Raw genomic sequence first — 17642 nt, forward strand, 5'->3', positions numbered from 1 at the left:
CCCATGACCAAAGCCAAGGCTCGCCGCGCCAAGCCCGCCCCGCTGCACCGCTGGAAATGGGCGGGCAAAGGTCCTCAGGATCGCCCCATGCGAGGCGAGCTGATTGGCCGCACCAAAGCCGATATCGTCGAGCAGCTTGCAAAGCAGCGCATCGTTGCCAGTAAGATTCAAAAACGCAGCAGTTTCAGCGGCCGCGGTAAAGTGACCAATGTCGATATCATGGTGTTCGCACGCCAGATGGCGACCATGGTGCGTGCAGGCATCCCTATTTTGCAGGCACTTCAAGCCGTGTCGGAAAGCTTGAAGAAACCCGCCATGGTCGCGCTGACCCAGCAAATCATGGAAGACGTGTCGTCCGGCGATAGCCTTTCCAGTGCCATGGCAAAACATCCTCGTCAGTTCGATCGTTTATTCGTCAACTTGGTGGATGCAGGAGAACAAGCCGGCGCGCTCGATCAAATGCTCGAACGTATTGCCAGTTACAAAGAAAAAGTCGAGTCACTCAAAAACCGCGTCAAAAAAGCGCTTTGGTATCCGACCTCGGTTATGGCGATTGGTGTGGGGGTAACCATGCTTTTGCTCATCAAAGTGGTACCTGAGTTCGAAAGCATGTTTCAAGGCTTTGGCGCCGAGCTGCCCGCATTGACACAGTTCACCGTCAATCTCTCTGACATGGCCCAGCAATATTGGCTACATGCACTGGGCTTCTTAGTCGGTAGTGTGATGCTGCTGAAAACGGCTGCGCGCCGTTCACCCAAGGTCGCCTATCGGCTCGATGGCTTATTGCTCAGGTTACCGGTAATTGGCGACATCATGCATAAATCGGCAGTGTCCCGCTTCACTCGAACCCTCGCGACGACCTTTGCCTCCGGGGTACCATTGATAGAAGGCCTAGAAACCGCTGCCGGTGCCGCCGACAATCGCGTCTATATCAAAGCAATCAATGAAGTGCGCCAGGATGTCACCACTGGGCAGCAGCTTCATTTTGCGATGCGGATGACAAACCGCTTTCCTGCGCTGGCCGTTCAGATGGTGAGCATCGGCGAAGAGGCTGGATCCCTCGATGCCATGCTCAATCGGGTGGCGGATTATTACGAAGAGGAAGTCGACAATAAAGTCGATGCGCTGACATCACTCATGGAGCCCATCATTATCGTCGTGCTCGGTGCCCTGGTGGGAGGCGTGGTAGTGTCGATGTATCTCCCGATCTTCGAAATTGGCACGGCGCTATAGAGCAGGCCACTCAATCCATTAGGAGTATCATGGGCTTACCGCCACTATTATTGTCAGTCTTCGCAGGGGTCATGGGGCTGTGTTTGGGCAGCTTTCTCAATGTCGTGATCACGCGGCTACCGGTCATGCTGATGCGCCAGTGGCGTAACGAAGCTCTCGCTTCGTTGGAGCAGCCCACAGAGCCTACCCCTCGCTTCAATCTTGCCTATCCACCGTCCATGTGCCCTCGCTGCGAGCACGCCATTGCCTGGCACGACAACCTCCCTGTCCTCGGGTGGTTGAAGCGTCGCGGGCGCTGCGCCCATTGTCAAACTCGTATCAGCCCTCAGTACCCGGTGGTGGAAATCATGGGGGGCGTACTGGCGATTGCCGTCATGGCGCTGCATGGCTGGCAACTTTCGAGTTTGTGGATATATGCCGCCTGCATGACGCTACTCGTGTTAGCCGTCATCGACCTGCGCACATACCTTCTACCGGACATACTGACCCTACCGCTGCTGTGGGCGGGTTTGGCCTACCAGCTTCTGTTTCAGCCCGTCATGCTATCTAGCGCCGTGTTAGGGGCCATGGCGGGGTATCTCGTCTTGTGGGGCTTTTACTGGCTCTTCAAGCTCGTCACGGGAAAGGAGGGCATGGGCTATGGCGATTTCAAACTACTTGCAGCGCTAGGTGCTTGGTTAGGCTGGAGCATGCTTCCGCTACTGCTGATCGTGTCTGCCGGATTGGGCGCACTCATTGGCCTGATGGTACAAGCGACACAACCTCGCCTGCGAGGCCAAGCCATGCCGTTTGGCCCCTTTTTGGCATTATCAGGCTGGGTGGGGTTACTCATGGGCGATGACCTCATGGCACTCTACCTGTCACTGGTATACTGAATCATTTATCGGTTCTGTCATTTAAGGGTTAACATGATCATTGGTGTTACCGGCGGTATTGGCTCAGGAAAATCCACCGTTGCTCGTCTATTTGGGGAGTTGGGTATCGGCTGGGTGGATGCCGATGACGTGGCAAGAGAGATTGTCGCCCCTGGCGAACCAGCACTCGATGCCATCACTGAGCGGTTTGGCATGCAGGTGCTGAATAATGACGGCAGCCTAAACCGAGCCACCCTGCGCGAGATTGTATTTACCGACCCCAGTCAGCGTGCTTGGCTGGAGTCCGTTACCCACCCGCGTATCCGCGAGCGGCTACTCGAACATCTGCGACAGCTTTGCACCCAATCACCCTATGTACTGCTGGTTTCCCCACTGCTTTTCGAATCGGGACAGGATGCGCTGGTAAAACGTACGTTGGTGGTGGACGTTCCCGAAGCAGAGCAGCTCGCGCGAACGTTGGCCCGTGATCACGTGAGCGAGCAGCAGGTGCGTGCTATCCTCGCGGCCCAATTACCACGCGATGTGCGACTCTCACGTGCCGACGATGTCATCGACAATAGCCGAGGGCGAAATCATACCCAACGGCAAGTGGCCGCACTCGACCAACAGTACCGTAACAGCATAACGTGAAGGAGCTTTCACCGATGACGATTCCCGCCAACGATGCCCCGCTCGAAGTGGATTGCCCACAGTGTGGAACACGGGTGACTTGGGGGCCTAGCAGCCCTTTTCGCCCCTTTTGTAGCAAACGTTGCCAGTTACTGGATCTCGGCGCTTGGGCAGAAGAGTCTCACCGTATCTCGGGAGAGTCCGCCATGGATGAGGCCGATATCGAGACGCTTCTAGCTCAAGCGGATAAAGACGCTCCACTCTCTTGAGACGATGCCTCACTGATGTCTGACGCCTTACGACCCCACTATCGGTTATTGCATGAGCTGGATGAACGCTTCGACCAACTGACTGCAGCCATCCACCGTGCAGCGACGCTCTATGAATCAGCGCCTCCCGCCACTTGGCGTTTGTCAGGGTCAGGCGATGCCACTTGGCTGAGGGATGCGCTTCTAGACATGTGGCATCAGCAGCATCAAGACGGCCGAGAAACACGTAATTACATTGCCGTCATCGCCGCCGACGAGCCGCTGATTGAGGCCTTTCAAGAGGTCAACGCTGCCAAAAGTGCCATCAGCACACTTTTGCAACGCATCAAGCAGAGCGAGCCGGGCGGACTCAGTGACGCCAAGCAGCGCCTCCCCCAGCGTCATCCTGATGTCGAGAAAGTGCTCCGCACCGGGGGAATGGCGCGACTGCATTTGAAACAGTGCTGGCGTCAATTGCCTATCGTCGAAGCACCGGTCGCACGAGTGCGGCTCGCGTGGTACAGCAGCGGCCGCTCTATCAAACGCATCACCGTCCAAGAGGCAGAGCAAAAGCTATTACAGCTGGATAGCGATGCTCCCCATGTCCGCATACAGCTGCGAAAACTCGCTGGCATACCCAGCAGCGAACCATTGGCGCAGGTACAAAACCAAGCACCGCTCATGCGCGCCAACCTATTCTTCACGGAACCGCTGATGGATGGCCAGACACGGCGAGCGTTAAATATTGCCATGCCGCTGGTGGTACCCGCGCATGAAGGCCGCTTGCCGCATATCAAAGTGCCCCCTATGGAGCCACCCGCACAACGAACACGCGCCAAGCGGCGGGATGAAAAGCTAGAAAGTGACGCTTTTTTGCCCAGCTTACGCGTTTATCGCTACCGCTAGCGGATCGTTGGCAACCACCGGTAACCGGTCCTTTGTCCATAAGCCGTAAGCCAGCAGCGTTTCAATGAGCGCCCTCACTTCCTGCTCGGACTGATCGTATTCATTCATGAGAGCCCTCAGACGCTCTGCAAAATGCGCCTCCTGTGCTTTTTCATGCGCCTCTTGGTCGTCAGCTTCTAAGGATGCTAAAGAGCGTACAGGCGGCCCGGTGGGAATATCAAAATCACTCTCAGGATCGTCCAACTGACGCAATGCTTGCGCAAAGGCGTCATCCAGCTCACGAAATTTACGTAGCTTTTCACGCTCATCCAGTTGTTTTTGAACCTTTTGATATTTCATTGATGTTTCATTTACACCTTACAAAAAATGGTCGATACGCCTGCCAAACAGGCCTTTTTAACGAAAAACTGTGCACAAACGCGTAAACATACAGAGCAAACTTGCCTTTGCTTGAGCTTAGCAGCATAAAGACAACATCGTGATGGCAACACGAATCGGTAACAATGGTTTACCGCTATCGTATGGACAGTGACACTACGCCATCACACGCCAAGGATGTTAGCTCACTCCACGATACTCCCTATTGATAGGCAGTGAGCAGAGCTATGGGCTACCAGCACTTGTACCATACGCACCGGGAGGGTGCTCTACAGGCAAGATATCGACCTGTATGACTCACGCATAGGAGGCCAGATAATGTTCAATGCAATGTCGCGAGCTGAGATCTGGCTACAGGACACGCTTGATCAGTCATTGAGTATCGAAGACCTAGCGAACCACTTGGGGTATTCTGCCTCGCAGGTGCGCAGACAGTTTCGCCAATGCTTTCATACATCCCCAAGCGCTTACCGAGAGCAGCGTCGCCTAGAGCGTGCTGCCGTTCTCTTATCACTGACATCACAAAATATAGCGCATATCGCCTTACGCTGTGGGTACGTCAATCACTCCTCTTTCTCAAGAGCCTTTCAAAGGCGCTACCAGCTAACTCCGCGGCATTATCGCCAAGCGCTAAGTGGTATGCGCCATTTAGCCGCACCTCAAAGACAGTTTACGACGACCATCGAGAAGAGCCGCCCTCGACAGGCTGTTTTTATGCGTATTTATGAAGCACCTGACGCTATTGATGGGCTGGGCAGCAAAAAACATCATGCTAACCATCTTAGCTGCTTTGAAGCACAATTAGGGCGAGCCACACCGACCGTTGCCTTGCCTGACTTATTAGCCAATACCGTTGCCGCTTTAGACACTTCTCAACCGCAAAACAAGTTGAGAACCGATATTGGACTTTACTTAGAGCCTACGGCTACCACGGAGAATTTAGCACTGCCAGTGGCTTATCGCAGGGTAGACTCTCCCGCTCAACACTTTGCCACGACACGTTTCGATCAGTTCGATGAGCTAGCGGATGCGCTAGCCTCCACGCTCTTGCGCATCATTCACCAAGAAGATACGTTTCAGATTAGTGGAGATTCTCCGCGAGTACTGTGGCATCCAAATCACTTGGAATTACGCGTCCCGCTTCAATATTGAGCAATGTTGACTGGAAACTCTTCTCTATCGCTGTTTAAAAAGAATTCCGGCACTTCTTTGCAGAAGTGCCGGAATGATTTGTTTAGTCTTCCATCCGCACGAGCCAAGACTCGACAGTGTCATCGCCGTGCTCGTCTTTCCAGCTACGCAGGCCTTTGTGATTGCCGCCACGGGTTTCGATGACCTCACCAGTGTGCGGGTTCTTGTAGATCTTCAGACGACGCTTGCGGCGCGTAGAGGCAGCAGGCGCTTTAGTGCTGACACGCTGATCGGCAGCAGGGTCAAGCAGTGCGACCACGTCTGTCGGGCGCTTACCAAACTCGTTCATCAACGCTTCCAGTTTGGCTTTAAACTCTAGCTCGCTTTTAAGGCGCTGATCGCCTTCTAAACGCTGCAGTTCTTCTTGTAGCTGCTTAAGCTGCTGTTCTTTCTGGATGTAATCGTTTAACAAAGACATAGGGAGTCCCTTTTTTGCTTTAGATGTAACGGCAATGGTATTCAGCTGGACCACTCAATACCGATCAGTTCAGGATGCGGTGACATTATTGCCTTAATTATGCTAATTGACAACAGTCTAGTTGATTTTGATCCATTTACTAAACTTTTTTTTAAACACCAACTTGCCAAAGCCCACAACGATTAAAGCCACTCTTCAAACAACACGAGTACTGCTAATACAGATTAAGAAAGTAAATCGAAGCGATGTAAATTTTTGCAAAAAAAACGCCGCCCTAGAGGGCGGCGTTTTTGTAGGCGTCAGACTAATAACTTAGTCTTGACCCATCTGCTGCTTGATCAGATCACCGATAGTGGTCGGGCCACCGGCGGCTTCTGGCTCTTGCTCACGCAGTTTCTTCAGGTTTTGACGAGTATCGTCTTGCTCTTTCGCTTTTACCGACAGATTGATCTGACGGCTCTTGCGATCGACGCTCACGATACGCGCTTCAACGCTGTCACCTTCGTTCAGAACGTTGCGTGCATCTTCAACACGGTCAGCGCTGATTTCAGAGGCTTTGAGGATAGCGATAACGTCTGTCGCCAGCTCAACGTGTGCTTCTTTGGCGTCAACTTCTACAACACGGCCAGTCACGATGCTGCCCTTGTCGTTCACAGACAGGTATTCAGCAACCGGATCGGAATCCATTTGCTTGATACCCAGGGAGATACGCTCGCGCTCCGGGTCGATAGACAGAATAACTGCTTCTGCTTCGTCACCCTTCTTGAAGTTACGAACGGCTTCTTCGCCTGTTTCAGTCCAAGAGATGTCGGACAGGTGAACCAGACCGTCGATACCGCCTTCAAGGCCGATGAAGATACCGAAGTCCGTAATGGACTTGATGGTACCGGAAACACGGTCGCCCTTGTTGTATTCGGCGTTGAAGGTTTCCCACGGATTAGCAGTGCACTGCTTGATACCCAGAGAAATACGACGACGCTCTTCGTCGATATCAAGAACCATCACGTCAACGTCATCGCCCACTTGAACGACTTTAGACGGATGAATGTTCTTGTTGGTCCAGTCCATTTCAGACACGTGAACCAGACCTTCGACACCCTCTTCCAGCTCAGCAAAGCAACCGTAGTCCGTCAGGTTCGTGACGACAGCGTGTACTTTGGTGCCTTCCGGATAACGGTCTTTAATGTTGACCCACGGATCTTCGCCCAGCTGCTTCAGACCCAGTGAAACGCGGTTGCGCTCACGATCGAACTTCAGCACTTTGACGTTGATTTCGTCGCCAACGGCAACGATTTCAGACGGATGCTTGATGCGCTTCCACGCCATGTCGGTGATGTGCAACAGGCCATCGACGCCGCCCAAATCAACGAAAGCACCGTAATCGGTCAGGTTCTTGACGATACCTTTGATCTGCTGGCCTTCTTGCAGAGTGGCCAGGAGCGCTTCACGCTCGGCGCTGTTCTCTGCTTCTAGCACGGCACGACGTGATACGACGACGTTGTTACGCTTCGGGTCGAGCTTGATGACTTTGAAATCCAGCTCTTTGTTTTCCAGGTGCGCAGTGTCGCGAACCGGACGAACGTCCACCAGAGAGCCCGGCAAGAAAGCACGGATAGAGTCGACGTCGACAGTGAAGCCGCCTTTGACTTTACCGTTGATCACGCCCTTGACGATTTCGTCTTTCTCGAAGGCTGCTTCCAGAATCTTCCAAGCTTCTGCGCGCTTGGCTTTTTCACGGGACAGACGTGTTTCACCGAAACCATCTTCGACGGCTTCCAGTGCAACGTGAACGTCATCACCGATGGCGATGGTCAGTTCACCGTTTTCATCGCGGAATTGTGCCGCAGGGATTTGACCTTCGGACTTCAGACCAGCGTTAACGGTAACCCAGTCACCGTCAATGTCGACAACCTGAGCCGCGACGATGGCGCCTGGCTCCATGTTGATGTCGTTAAGAGACTGTTCAAACAGTTCAGCAAAGCTTTCGCTCATGGTTTTCCTACGTGATCAACGTTGTTGAGGCATAACTGCCTTCTCCGTACCACCAGCGAGTACGGGCCTAATGTCACTCAGCTTTTGGAGGCGTTAGCGCTGGTTAGACCTGACCGGGCTCACTGAGATGATGCTGTCGCCCTGCCACGTCGTGACACCTTTCCAAAAACGCCGCAAGGGAGAATCAAATGCCGTTAGACATGCCGCGTAGGGCAAGCAGTTCGGTCAGCCGATCAACCACTTCCGGTATGCTCAGGCGCGTGGTATCAAGCGTGATGGCATCTTCTGCCGGCTTGAGGGGAGCCACACTGCGTTGCGTGTCGCGTGCATCGCGTGCCTGAATCTCCTTTAAAAGACTCGACAGACTAGCATCCACCCCAGCTTCCTGCAACTGTAGATGCCGTCTGCGCGCCCGCTCTTCGGCACTGGCCGTCAAAAAGATCTTCAAGGGAGCATCGGGGAACACGACCGTGCCCATGTCGCGACCGTCTGCCACGAGCCCCGGCGCTTGACAAAAATCGCGCTGCCTCTGGAGAAGCGCCGAACGCACTTGTGGCAAAGCGGCCACCTTGGAAGCGCGTTCACCGGCTTGTTCGGTACGGATTGCGCGACCAACGTCCTCACCCTCTAAGAGCGTGCAGGGTAAGCCATCCGCCACCGGAAACGCGACATCGAGCGATGCCGCAATACTGGCGAGTGCCGCCTCATCATCCAGCGAGACGCCATGCTTGACGGCGGCTTGCGCCGTCAAACGGTAAAGCGCCCCACTATCCAGCAGGTGCCAACCCAACCGTTCGGCCACAAGGCTGCTAATCGTGCCTTTGCCGGCACCGCCGGGGCCATCGATTGTCAGCACAGGTACCTTAGCGGTCATTGGCACCCTCCACCTCGACGCTCATCCCAATTCGTTGAGCCAGTGCGACGAAATCGGGGAAGGAGGTCGCCACGTTGGCGCAGTCATCAATGATGATTTCGGCACCGGCACGCAGCGACGCAATGGCAAACGCCATGGCAATACGGTGATCGCCCAGGCTATCGATACGACCACCGCCATAGCTCGGTTCGCTATCGTTGCCGTTACCCACAATGTCAATGCCGTCCTCTACCACCGTATGCTCGACACCCAGCACCGCAAGGCCATCGGCCATCGCCTGGATGCGGTCGGACTCTTTCACGCGGAGTTCTTCTGCACCGCGCAGGCGGGTCGTGCCGTGCGCATTGGATGCCGCAATGAAGAGCGCTGGGAATTCATCGATAGCCAGCGGCACTTGATCGACGGGAATATCGATACCTTTCAAGGGCGCGTAACGAATACGGATATCGGCAACCGGCTCGCCCCCCACTTCGCGCTCGTTCTCCAGGGTTAAATCAGCGCCCATCAGGTTCAAGATATTGATCACACCAATCCGCGTCGGGTTGATGCCCACATGTTCCAGTGTGATATCGGAACCCGGCGTAATCGCAGCCGCAACGAGAAAGAACGTCGCCGAGGAGATATCGGACGGAACATCGATGGGTCCAGCGGTTAGTCGACCACCGCCTTGTAGCCAGCAGGTATCCCCTTCACGGGATACTTCGTAACCAAACCCATTGAGCATGCGTTCGGTATGGTCACGGGTAGGCGCAGGCTCGCGCACACGGGTTTCGCCTTCGGCATACAGCCCGGCGAGTAGCAGACAGGATTTCACCTGGGCACTGGCCATGGGCATGTCGTAGTGAATACCCTTTAGCGCTGCGCCACCCTGGATTTTCAGCGGCGGACGACCGCCTTCGGCGGTATCGATCGTCGCCCCCATAAGACGCAAAGGATCCGCGACGCGACCCATCGGGCGCTTAGTCAGCGACTCGTCGCCGGTCAATTCGCTGTCGAAGGATTGACCGGCCAGCAGGCCGGCAAAGAGACGCATTGCCGTCCCAGAGTTACCCACATAAAGAGGCCCTGCTGGCGCTTTCAAACCGTGCATGCCGACGCCATGGATTGTCACGCGGCCTTGATGCGGCCCCTCAATCGCCACTCCCATCTCGCGGAACGCCTGCAGCGTTGCCAGGCTATCTTCACCTTCGAGGAAGCCTTTGACCTCCGTCACCCCTTCTGCCAACGCTCCCAGCATGATCGAGCGGTGGGACATGGATTTATCGCCCGGCACACGCAGACGCCCCTGCGCCTGGCCGCCCGGCTGCACCCGATAAGTCACTTTACCGTGTGGTTGCATATGATATTCCGCCTGATAACTGGTTTTGTTCAATAACGTATCGAAATAGTGACGCGCATGACTGGCCCGATCAAAGGTGGCGATGAGTGCATCGCTATCCCCCTCCTCCACGGCTTGACGCAGACGCGTTAGACCGGCCTCAAAATCATCCAGCGACGATAGCACCGCCTCTCGGTTGGCAATGAAAATATCCCGCCACATGACCGGATCACTGCCCGCAATGCGCGTGAAGTCTCGGAACCCGCCTGCCGCATAACGAAAAATATCCAGCCGCTCATCTTGACGCGCTAGGGTGTCCACCAGGGAAAAGGCCAACAGATGCGGCAAATGACTGGTTCGCGCGAGTACTTGATCGTGGCGTTCGACACTCATGTGGAGCACCTGTGCACCACAAGCCTGCCACAATCCCTCTACGCGTTTCAGCGCTAGTGCATTGACGTTGGCCTCAGGCGTCAAAATCACCTTGTGGTTCTCATAGAGCAAGGGGTTGGCCGCAGCTACACCACTCTTTTCGGAACCCGCAATGGGATGACCCAGCACCATGTTCGGCGGCACGCAGCCAAAGACGCGCTCGGCACACTCTCGAATCGTTGCCTTGGTACTGCCCACGTCGGTGATGACCACATCGCTGGCTGCGTCGGAAAGCGACTCGGCCAACTGGGTCATGACGCGCTCCATGGCCAGCACGGGCACCGCCAGCACGACCATGGAGACATCCTTCAACAGCTCGCCGAGCCTAGTATCGCCCGAATCGACGAGACCAAGCTCAATGCCCAGAGCCACTTCGTCATGGTTAGGGTCGCAAGCGACGATGTGGCCGTCATAGCCAGCGGCGCGTAACCCAGCAGCCAGCGAGCCGCCAATCAACCCCAACCCAACGATCAAGATCCGCGATTCATGACACGACGCACGTTTGTTCGTATGCCCTGACACCGTCACAGCACGCCCTGGGGGTAAGAGCCCAACACGCGCAGCTCGGAGGCCCGCAAACGCACCTCTTCCAAGACCGCCGCCACCTGAGGCTCGTCGCGATGACCTTTGAAATCGATGAAAAATACATAATTCCAAACGCCGGTGCGTGACGGCCGCGTTTCAATACGAGTCAAATCGATTTTGTGGCGATGGAACGGCTCAAGCAGATCGTGCAGCGCCCCCGGCTGGTTACGCATCGCCACGACGATGGACGTCTTATCCTCGCCTGACATGGGCACGTCTTGGTTGCCAATGATCAAAAAGCGCGTGGAGTTATCCGGGCGATCCTCGATCTTGTCGGCAATCCGCTCCAGACCATACAGCTTCGCCGCCATGTCACCCGCTATGGCGGCGCTGTGCCATTCGGTCTTTACCAGCTTCGCAGCTTCTGCGTTAGACGACACCGGTACACGCTCTGCGTGAGGATAGTGTGCGTCCAACCACTTACGGCATTGGCCAAACGACTGCGGATGCGAATAAATGCGCGATACTTTGTCTTTACGCGTGGTTTCGCTGATCAACAGATGATGATGGATGCGTAGTACCACTTCGCCGCAAATCTTGATGGAGGAGTCCATGAAGGTATCGAGCGTGTGATTGACAACGCCTTCGGTGGAATTCTCCACCGGCACGACGCCGTAATTCACCGCGCCCGCTTCTACTTCGCGGAACACCTCGTCGATGGCGGCCATGGGCAAGCTGACCGCGCTTTCCCCAAAGTGCTTCAGCGCGGCTTGCTGGGTAAACGTGCCCTCTGGGCCTAAATACGCCACTTTGACCGGCTGCTCCAGCGCGAGACAAGCAGACATGATTTCGCGAAACAGACGGGCCATCTCTTCGGAGTCCAGTGGCCCATTGTTCAGCGCCATGATGCGCCGCAACACCTGCGCTTCCCGCTCAGGGCGGTAGAACACGGCATCTTTATCTTGGGCGAGCTTAACGTGAGCCACCTGCTGAGCGCAGGTGGCTCGCTCACTGATCAAGCGCAGAATATCGCCATCCAACTGGTCGATACGTTGACGCAAGTCGTCTAAATGGATCGGCGTATCGGACATGATGGTTAGCCTCTTCGTTGTTCGAAATCCGCCATGAAGGCAATCAAAGCATCGACCGCCTCTTCGGGAACGGCGTTGTACAAGCTAGCGCGCATGCCACCGACGCTGCGATGACCTTTCAAATTGAGCAGCCCTGCCTCATCGGCTTCTTGTAAGAACGCGTTATCCAAACGCTCGTCGGCCAGTACGAACGGTACGTTCATCCGCGAACGGTTCGGTATGGCGATGGGGTTGCGGTAAAAATGGCTGGCATCGATAGCCGCATACAGCTTTTGCGCTTTGCGCTGATTCATCGCCTCCATCGCTTCCAGGCCACCCACGTCGTTTTTCAGCCATTGAAAAACGAGGCCCGATAAGTACCACGCGTACGTAGGTGGCGTGTTCACCATGGAACCCGCTTCCGCCAGCAGCTGATAATCGAATAGTGACGGAATGGTGCTTGGCGCGCGCCCCAGCAGGTCATCGCGCACCACAACGATGGTCAAGCCTGCCGGACCAATGTTCTTCTGAGCGCCAGCATAAATGACGCCATACTCACTAACATCAATGGGGCCAGAGAGAATGTTCGACGACATATCGCACACCAGCGGCACGGCTTTGCCATCTGCCCGAATCGCCTGCGGGATATAGTCGAACTCCAAACCGCCAATGGTTTCGTTGGAGGTGTAGTGCAAATAGGCAGCGTCATCGCTGATAGCCAGCGAGGCTTGATCAGGGACGGCCGTTTGCCCATTTGCCTCACTGCTGGCCGCTAGATGGCACTCAAAGCCAAGGCGTTTGGCTTCGCTCAGCGCCTTCTTCCCCCAAATACCGGTTTGGATGAAGTTTGCGCTTCCCCCTTGCCCCAGCAAGTTCATCGGCAGCATCGAAAACTGCATGCTTGCGCCGCCCTGTAAGAAGAGCACCCGATAATCGCTCGGAATCACCAGCAGCTCGCGCAAATCTGCTTCGGCGCGCTCTGCAATCGCCACGAATTCATCGCTGCGGTGGCTCATCTCCATGACCGACAAGCCGCGTCCTTGATAGTCAAGCAGCTCGTCACGGGCCCGCTCAAGTACGGCGCTGGGCAGGGCCGCAGGCCCTGCGCAAAAATTATAATGACGTGTCATCGGTTCCCGGTTCCTGTGCGCCATTGTCTGCGTCTGCTGGCTCGCCCGTGTCTACGTCATCCGTCTCTTCAGGCTCATCCACGCGAACGGTTTTCACCAATTTTTCTTCTTTACCCAAGCGAATCAACATGACCCCTTGCGTATTGCGCGAAGTGGTCGACACCTCCTCCACGCGGGTGCGCACCAACGTGCCGCGATCGGTGATCAGCATCATTTCGTCGCTGTCGTACACCTGCATCGCAGCCACCAGCGAACCGTTCCGCTCACTGGTCTGCATAGCGATGACACCCTGGCCACCCCGGCCACGCAGCGGGAACTCTTCGAGTCGGGTGCGCTTGCCGTAGCCATTCTCACTGGCCGTCAAGATATAAATTTGTCCTTCGCCCTGAGCGGGGGTCGCCGCGTCTGCTTGCGCATCTATCTCGGCATCGGTGTCGGCCTCAGCATCGATCTGCTGGCTCTTGGGAATGATCAAGCTGATCACTTCCGCATCGCCTGCCAATCGCATACCGCGCACGCCGCGAGCAGTACGGCCCATGGCGCGCACATTGCCCTCTTCGAAACGGATCGCTTTACCATTGGAAGAGAGCAGCATCGCGTGATCGGAACCCGAGGTAATCGCAGCACCTACCAAGCGGTCACCCTCTTCCAGGTCAATCGCAATCAGGCCAACGCTACGCGGGCGCGAGAACTGCTCGAGGCTGGTACGTTTCACCGTGCCCTTCGCGGTAGCGAAGAAGATGTAATGCTCGGGGTCATAATCCCGAACCGGGAGAATGGCGTTGACTGACTCGCCCTCTTCCAGCGGCAACATGTTCACCAACGGCTTGCCACGAGAGCCGCGGCTGGCGTTCGGCATCTCGTACACTTTCAGCCAGTAGACCTTGCCACGGTTGGAGAAGAGCAGCACAGTGTCGTGGGTCGAGGCCACCAGCAGGTGCTCGATGACGTCCTCGTCTTTCATGGACGTCGCCGACTTGCCACGGCCACCGCGACGCTGCGCTTGATAATCCGATAGCGGCTGTGTCTTCGCATAGCCAGAGCGGGACACGGTCACCACCATGTCCTCTTCTGCAATGAGATCTTCAATGGAGAGGTCCAGATGGCTGGCCTGAATCTCCGTACGGCGATCATCACCGAACTGATCACGCACCGCGTGCAGCTCTTCGCGGATCACGTCCATCAGGCGATCGGCAGACGCCAGAATCTCCGTGAATTCGGCGATCTTTTCCAGAATCGACAGATACTCATCGAGCAGCTTTTCGGTTTCGAGCCCGGTCAAACGGTGCAACCGCAGCTCTAGAATGGCCTGTGCCTGCGCGGGAGAGAGTCGGTACTCGGTAGCAGAGGGATTGAGGCCAAAGCCCTCTTCCAGATCTTCCGGCTTGCAAGAGGTCGCACCGGCGCGCTCGAGCATGGCGGTGACTTGGCCCGGCTTCCACACCTTCGCCAGCAGTTTTTCACGGGCTTCCGCTGCGTTGGGGGATGCCTTGATCAGCTCGATGACTTCATCGATGTTGGAAATGGCCACTGCCAAACCTTCCAACAGATGGCCACGCTCACGGGCTTTCTTGAGTTCGAACAGCGTACGGCGAGTAACGACTTCACGACGGTGACGAATGAACGCCTCGAGCATCTCTTTGAGATTGAGCGTCCGCGGCTGGCCGTTCTCCAGCGCCACCATGTTGATACCGAACACGTTCTGCAGCTGGGTTTGGGCAAACAGGTTATTGACGACTACATCGCCCGACTCCCCCCGTTTGATCTCGATCACCACGCGCAGGCCGTCTTTATCCGACTCGTCGCGAAGCTCTGCGATACCCTCGATCTTTTTCTCTTTGACTAGCTCGGCAATCTTCTCGATCAACCGCGCCTTGTTCACCTGATACGGCAGCTCGGTGATGATGATGTGATCGCGGCCGGTTTTATCGTCGTGCTCGATGGTGTGGCAGGCGCGTACGTAGATACGCCCACGCCCGGTACGGTACGCATCGAGAATGCCCGCGCGGCCATTGATGATGCCCCCGGTAGGGAAATCCGGCCCGGGGATGTACTGCATCAGATCATCCACTGACAGCGTGTAGTCGTCGATAAGGGCCAAGCAGCCGTCGATCACTTCCCGCATGTTATGGGGCGGAATGTTCGTCGCCATACCGACCGCGATTCCCGACGATCCGTTGATCAGCAGGTTGGGCACTTTGGTCGGCAGCACTTCTGGAATGCGCTCGGTGCCGTCGTAGTTATCGACCCAGTCGACCGTGTCTTTTTCAAGATCCGCCAGCAGCTCGTGCGCCAGTCGCGCCATGCGCACTTCGGTGTAACGCATGGCTGCCGCGTTATCACCATCGATGGAACCAAAGTTGCCTTGACCATCCACCAGCACGTGACGCATGGAGAAGTGCTGAGCCATCCGTACGATGGTGTCATACACCGCACTGTCACCGTGCGGATGGTATTTACCGATGACATCGCCGACGACACGCGCCGACTTCTTGTACGGTTTATTCCAGTCATTGCCCAGTTCGTGCATGGCAAACAGCACACGCCGGTGAACGGGCTTCAAGCCGTCGCGCACATCAGGTAGCGCGCGGCCGATAATGACACTCATCGCATAGTCGAGATACGACTGTTTTAGCTCGTCTTCAATATTGACGGGCAAGATTTCTCTGGCGATGTCACCCATGAAAGTCAGATCCTTTGCACTGCATTGGCACTGCGAGAGTTGAAAGCGCTTGAAAATGCCGCCTTTCGTCGTACGAGACCGAGTACAAGAAGGCGGCGCGCAGATACCGTGTCATCATACCACTGCATGCGCATCAAGGGCAGTCGGTGACACTGCCATTGCCATTTAGGCTGTAAACGCCTCCTTGGCCACGACCATCCCCTGCAGCACCTCGCGTACTTCCCCCTCAATGGCGGCAGCTTTGTTGGCCTTGACATCCAACAGGACGAAGGTGAGGTCGGCCTGAGCGATCAGGGTACCGTCGGCCCGCACGATGCGGTGGTGGCACAGCGCACTGCGCTCACCCACGTCGACGATGCCCGTCAATACCTGCAAATCGTCCCCCTGGACGGCCGCGGCGCGATAGTCGATGTTCAAATTGACCACGACGAAGGCTCGCCCCGCACTATGAAGCTGCTGGATGAGCCGTGGGTGCTCGTCGAAAAATGCCCAGCGCCCCTCCTCCATGAACTCCAGATAGCGCGCATTGTTGACATGACCATAGCCATCCAAATGGTAGCCACGAACCCGCATACCAACCTGTGAGATTGACTCAGACATAGCATCCTCTTGTTCACTGCTTATAAAAATGGGCAAGGAATCATTAACACCTTGCAAATCAAACACAAGTTTAAAACCAGTGCAACAACAAGTCGCCACGCCAAGGTGCTGGTAGGAAAGGCTTGGTTTCGACATAATGTGCCACCTTTTTCATAGGATCGGTGACATGTGGTTTAAGCACCTGCATTTATATCGCCTGCACGGCGCTCCCGAGCTAGATAGCCAAACGCTGGCCAACGCACTGGATGAGCATGCGGCCAAGCCGCTGGGTAATGCGGATGCACGCCGTTTAGGCTGGACGGCTCCTGCTGGGCGGCTAGGCGGCGACCAGCGTGTCCATGAAATTCAGGGGCACCGCCTACTCTCGGCCCTGCGCCAGGAACGCCTGCTTCCTGCATCGGTCGTCAAAGAGGAAGTCGATGAAAAAGTCGCTGAGATCGAGGCCAGCGAAGGGCGCAAAGTAACCCGTAAGGAAAAAACGGCGCTTAAAGAGCAGGTCACCGAAGCACTCCTGCCCCGCGCCTTTGTCCGCAGCCAAAAAATCGACCTCTGGTGGGACACCAAACGCCAGCTCATCGGTGTGAATGCCAGCTCGCGCACCCGCGCCGAGGATGTCTTGGACCTGCTGCGCGAAACCTTAGGCAGCTTGAAAGCCACGCCGCTTAGTAGCCAGACGCTGCCCATTCGCGCCATGACCACCTGGCTTGGCGACCCGGCCAGCCGTCCTGCCGACCTCCAGCTTGGCGACCAGGTGGAGTTAAAGGCTAAAGGCGACGACGGCGTACTGCGTGCACGCCAGGTTGATCTCGATAGCGATGAAATCCAGCAGCTGCTCGAAAGCGGGCGCCAAGCCAGCAAACTCGCCATGAGTCTCGAAGGCCGCCTAAGTTTCGTGCTGCACGACGATCTAGCGCTCAAATCGCTACGTTTTGGCGACGCGCTCATCGAAGAAGCGGACCATGCCGACGACGGCGACGATGCGCTCGCCCGCTTGGAAACCGACTTCATCCTAATGGCCCAAGCGCTGTCTGACGATATTACCCGCCTGCTCGAATGGTTAGGTGGCGAAACTCAGCGGGAACCGACGGCCCAGCCAGACGCCTAAGCCACGAGACAGATAGCCGCCGTAACCCGATTATTTTGCTGATATCCAACGGATC

Annotated in this window: 16 protein-coding genes; 7 read left to right on the forward strand and 9 right to left on the reverse strand. The window is 56.0% G+C overall.

Translation table 11 applies throughout. The features are described from left to right. The first annotated feature begins 3 nt into the window (after nt 1-3). From CTT34_RS09790 to CTT34_RS09810, 5 genes are read left to right on the forward strand one after another with little or no spacing between them, the layout of a single operon-like run. Nucleotides 4-1233, forward strand: coding sequence for a type II secretion system F family protein (locus CTT34_RS09790; protein ID WP_159342266.1), 1230 nt, complete (start codon nt 4-6; stop codon nt 1231-1233). 29 nt (nt 1234-1262) lie between these two features. Then, nucleotides 1263-2108, forward strand: a complete 846-nt coding sequence (locus CTT34_RS09795) for a prepilin peptidase (RefSeq protein WP_159342267.1) — start codon at nt 1263-1265, stop codon at nt 2106-2108. Between the two features lie 33 nt (nt 2109-2141). Beyond that, on the forward strand, nt 2142-2738 hold the full coding sequence (coaE, locus tag CTT34_RS09800; RefSeq protein WP_159342268.1) for a dephospho-CoA kinase: 597 nt from the start codon (nt 2142-2144) through the stop codon (nt 2736-2738). 14 nt (nt 2739-2752) lie between these two features. Further along, nucleotides 2753-2986, forward strand: coding sequence for a DNA gyrase inhibitor YacG (gene yacG / locus CTT34_RS09805; protein WP_159342269.1), 234 nt, complete (start codon nt 2753-2755; stop codon nt 2984-2986). 15 nt (nt 2987-3001) lie between these two features. Continuing rightward, nucleotides 3002-3871 carry a DNA replication terminus site-binding protein gene (locus CTT34_RS09810; RefSeq protein WP_159342270.1) on the forward strand — a complete coding sequence of 290 codons (870 nt, stop codon included), beginning with the start codon at nt 3002-3004 and terminating at the stop codon, nt 3869-3871. Here the strand turns inward: CTT34_RS09810 and CTT34_RS09815 are convergent. Then, nucleotides 3848-4210, reverse strand: coding sequence for a hypothetical protein (locus tag CTT34_RS09815; protein ID WP_159342271.1), 363 nt, complete (start codon nt 4208-4210; stop codon nt 3848-3850). The two genes, CTT34_RS09810 and CTT34_RS09815, sit on opposite strands and share 24 nt — an antisense overlap. Before the next feature lie 357 nt (nt 4211-4567). Between CTT34_RS09815 and CTT34_RS09820 the strand changes: the two genes are divergently transcribed. Then, nucleotides 4568-5401, forward strand: coding sequence for a helix-turn-helix transcriptional regulator (locus tag CTT34_RS09820; RefSeq protein WP_159342272.1), 834 nt, complete (start codon nt 4568-4570; stop codon nt 5399-5401). An 82-nt stretch (nt 5402-5483) separates the two neighbouring features. Here CTT34_RS09820 and CTT34_RS09825 read toward each other — a convergent pair whose 3' ends face one another. From CTT34_RS09825 to CTT34_RS09860, 8 genes are all read right to left on the reverse strand, one after another. Further along, nucleotides 5484-5858 (reverse strand): histone-like nucleoid-structuring protein, MvaT/MvaU family, encoded by a 375-nt coding sequence (locus tag CTT34_RS09825; protein WP_159342273.1) that lies wholly within the window; start codon nt 5856-5858, stop codon nt 5484-5486. 312 nt (nt 5859-6170) lie between these two features. After that, the gene (rpsA, locus tag CTT34_RS09830; RefSeq protein WP_139527448.1) at nt 6171-7850 is read right to left on the reverse strand and encodes a 30S ribosomal protein S1; all 1680 of its coding nucleotides are present in this window, start codon (nt 7848-7850) and stop codon (nt 6171-6173) included. Between the two features lie 184 nt (nt 7851-8034). Further along, nucleotides 8035-8724, reverse strand: a complete 690-nt coding sequence (cmk, locus tag CTT34_RS09835) for a (d)CMP kinase (RefSeq protein ID WP_159342274.1) — start codon at nt 8722-8724, stop codon at nt 8035-8037. Beyond that, nucleotides 8714-10948, reverse strand: a complete 2235-nt coding sequence (locus CTT34_RS09840) for a bifunctional prephenate dehydrogenase/3-phosphoshikimate 1-carboxyvinyltransferase (RefSeq protein WP_254436363.1) — start codon at nt 10946-10948, stop codon at nt 8714-8716. The genes cmk and CTT34_RS09840 overlap by 11 nt, the downstream gene beginning before the upstream one ends. 50 nt (nt 10949-10998) lie before the next feature. Further along, the gene (gene pheA / locus CTT34_RS09845; protein WP_159342276.1) at nt 10999-12090 is read right to left on the reverse strand and encodes a prephenate dehydratase; all 1092 of its coding nucleotides are present in this window, start codon (nt 12088-12090) and stop codon (nt 10999-11001) included. 5 nt (nt 12091-12095) lie between these two features. Continuing rightward, complete coding sequence (gene serC, locus CTT34_RS09850; RefSeq protein ID WP_159342277.1) at nt 12096-13199, reverse strand: 3-phosphoserine/phosphohydroxythreonine transaminase; 1104 nt, start codon at nt 13197-13199, stop codon at nt 12096-12098. Further along, nucleotides 13183-15882, reverse strand: coding sequence for a DNA gyrase subunit A (gyrA, locus tag CTT34_RS09855; RefSeq protein WP_159342278.1), 2700 nt, complete (start codon nt 15880-15882; stop codon nt 13183-13185). The genes serC and gyrA overlap by 17 nt, the downstream gene beginning before the upstream one ends. A 165-nt stretch (nt 15883-16047) precedes the next feature. Further along, nucleotides 16048-16482: an acyl-CoA thioesterase gene (locus CTT34_RS09860; RefSeq protein WP_159342279.1), complete on the reverse strand. Its 435-nt coding sequence runs from the start codon at nt 16480-16482 to the stop codon at nt 16048-16050. Nucleotides 16483-16648: 166 nt separating this feature from the next. Here CTT34_RS09860 and CTT34_RS09865 point away from each other — a divergent pair, with 166 nt between their 5' ends. Then, entirely contained in the window at nt 16649-17587 is a 939-nt protein-coding gene (locus tag CTT34_RS09865; protein WP_159342280.1) for a recombination-associated protein RdgC, read from the forward strand. Nucleotides 17588-17642 lie beyond the last annotated feature (55 nt).

The organism is Halomonas meridiana (assembly GCF_009846525.1).
Taxonomy (GTDB): domain Bacteria; phylum Pseudomonadota; class Gammaproteobacteria; order Pseudomonadales; family Halomonadaceae; genus Vreelandella.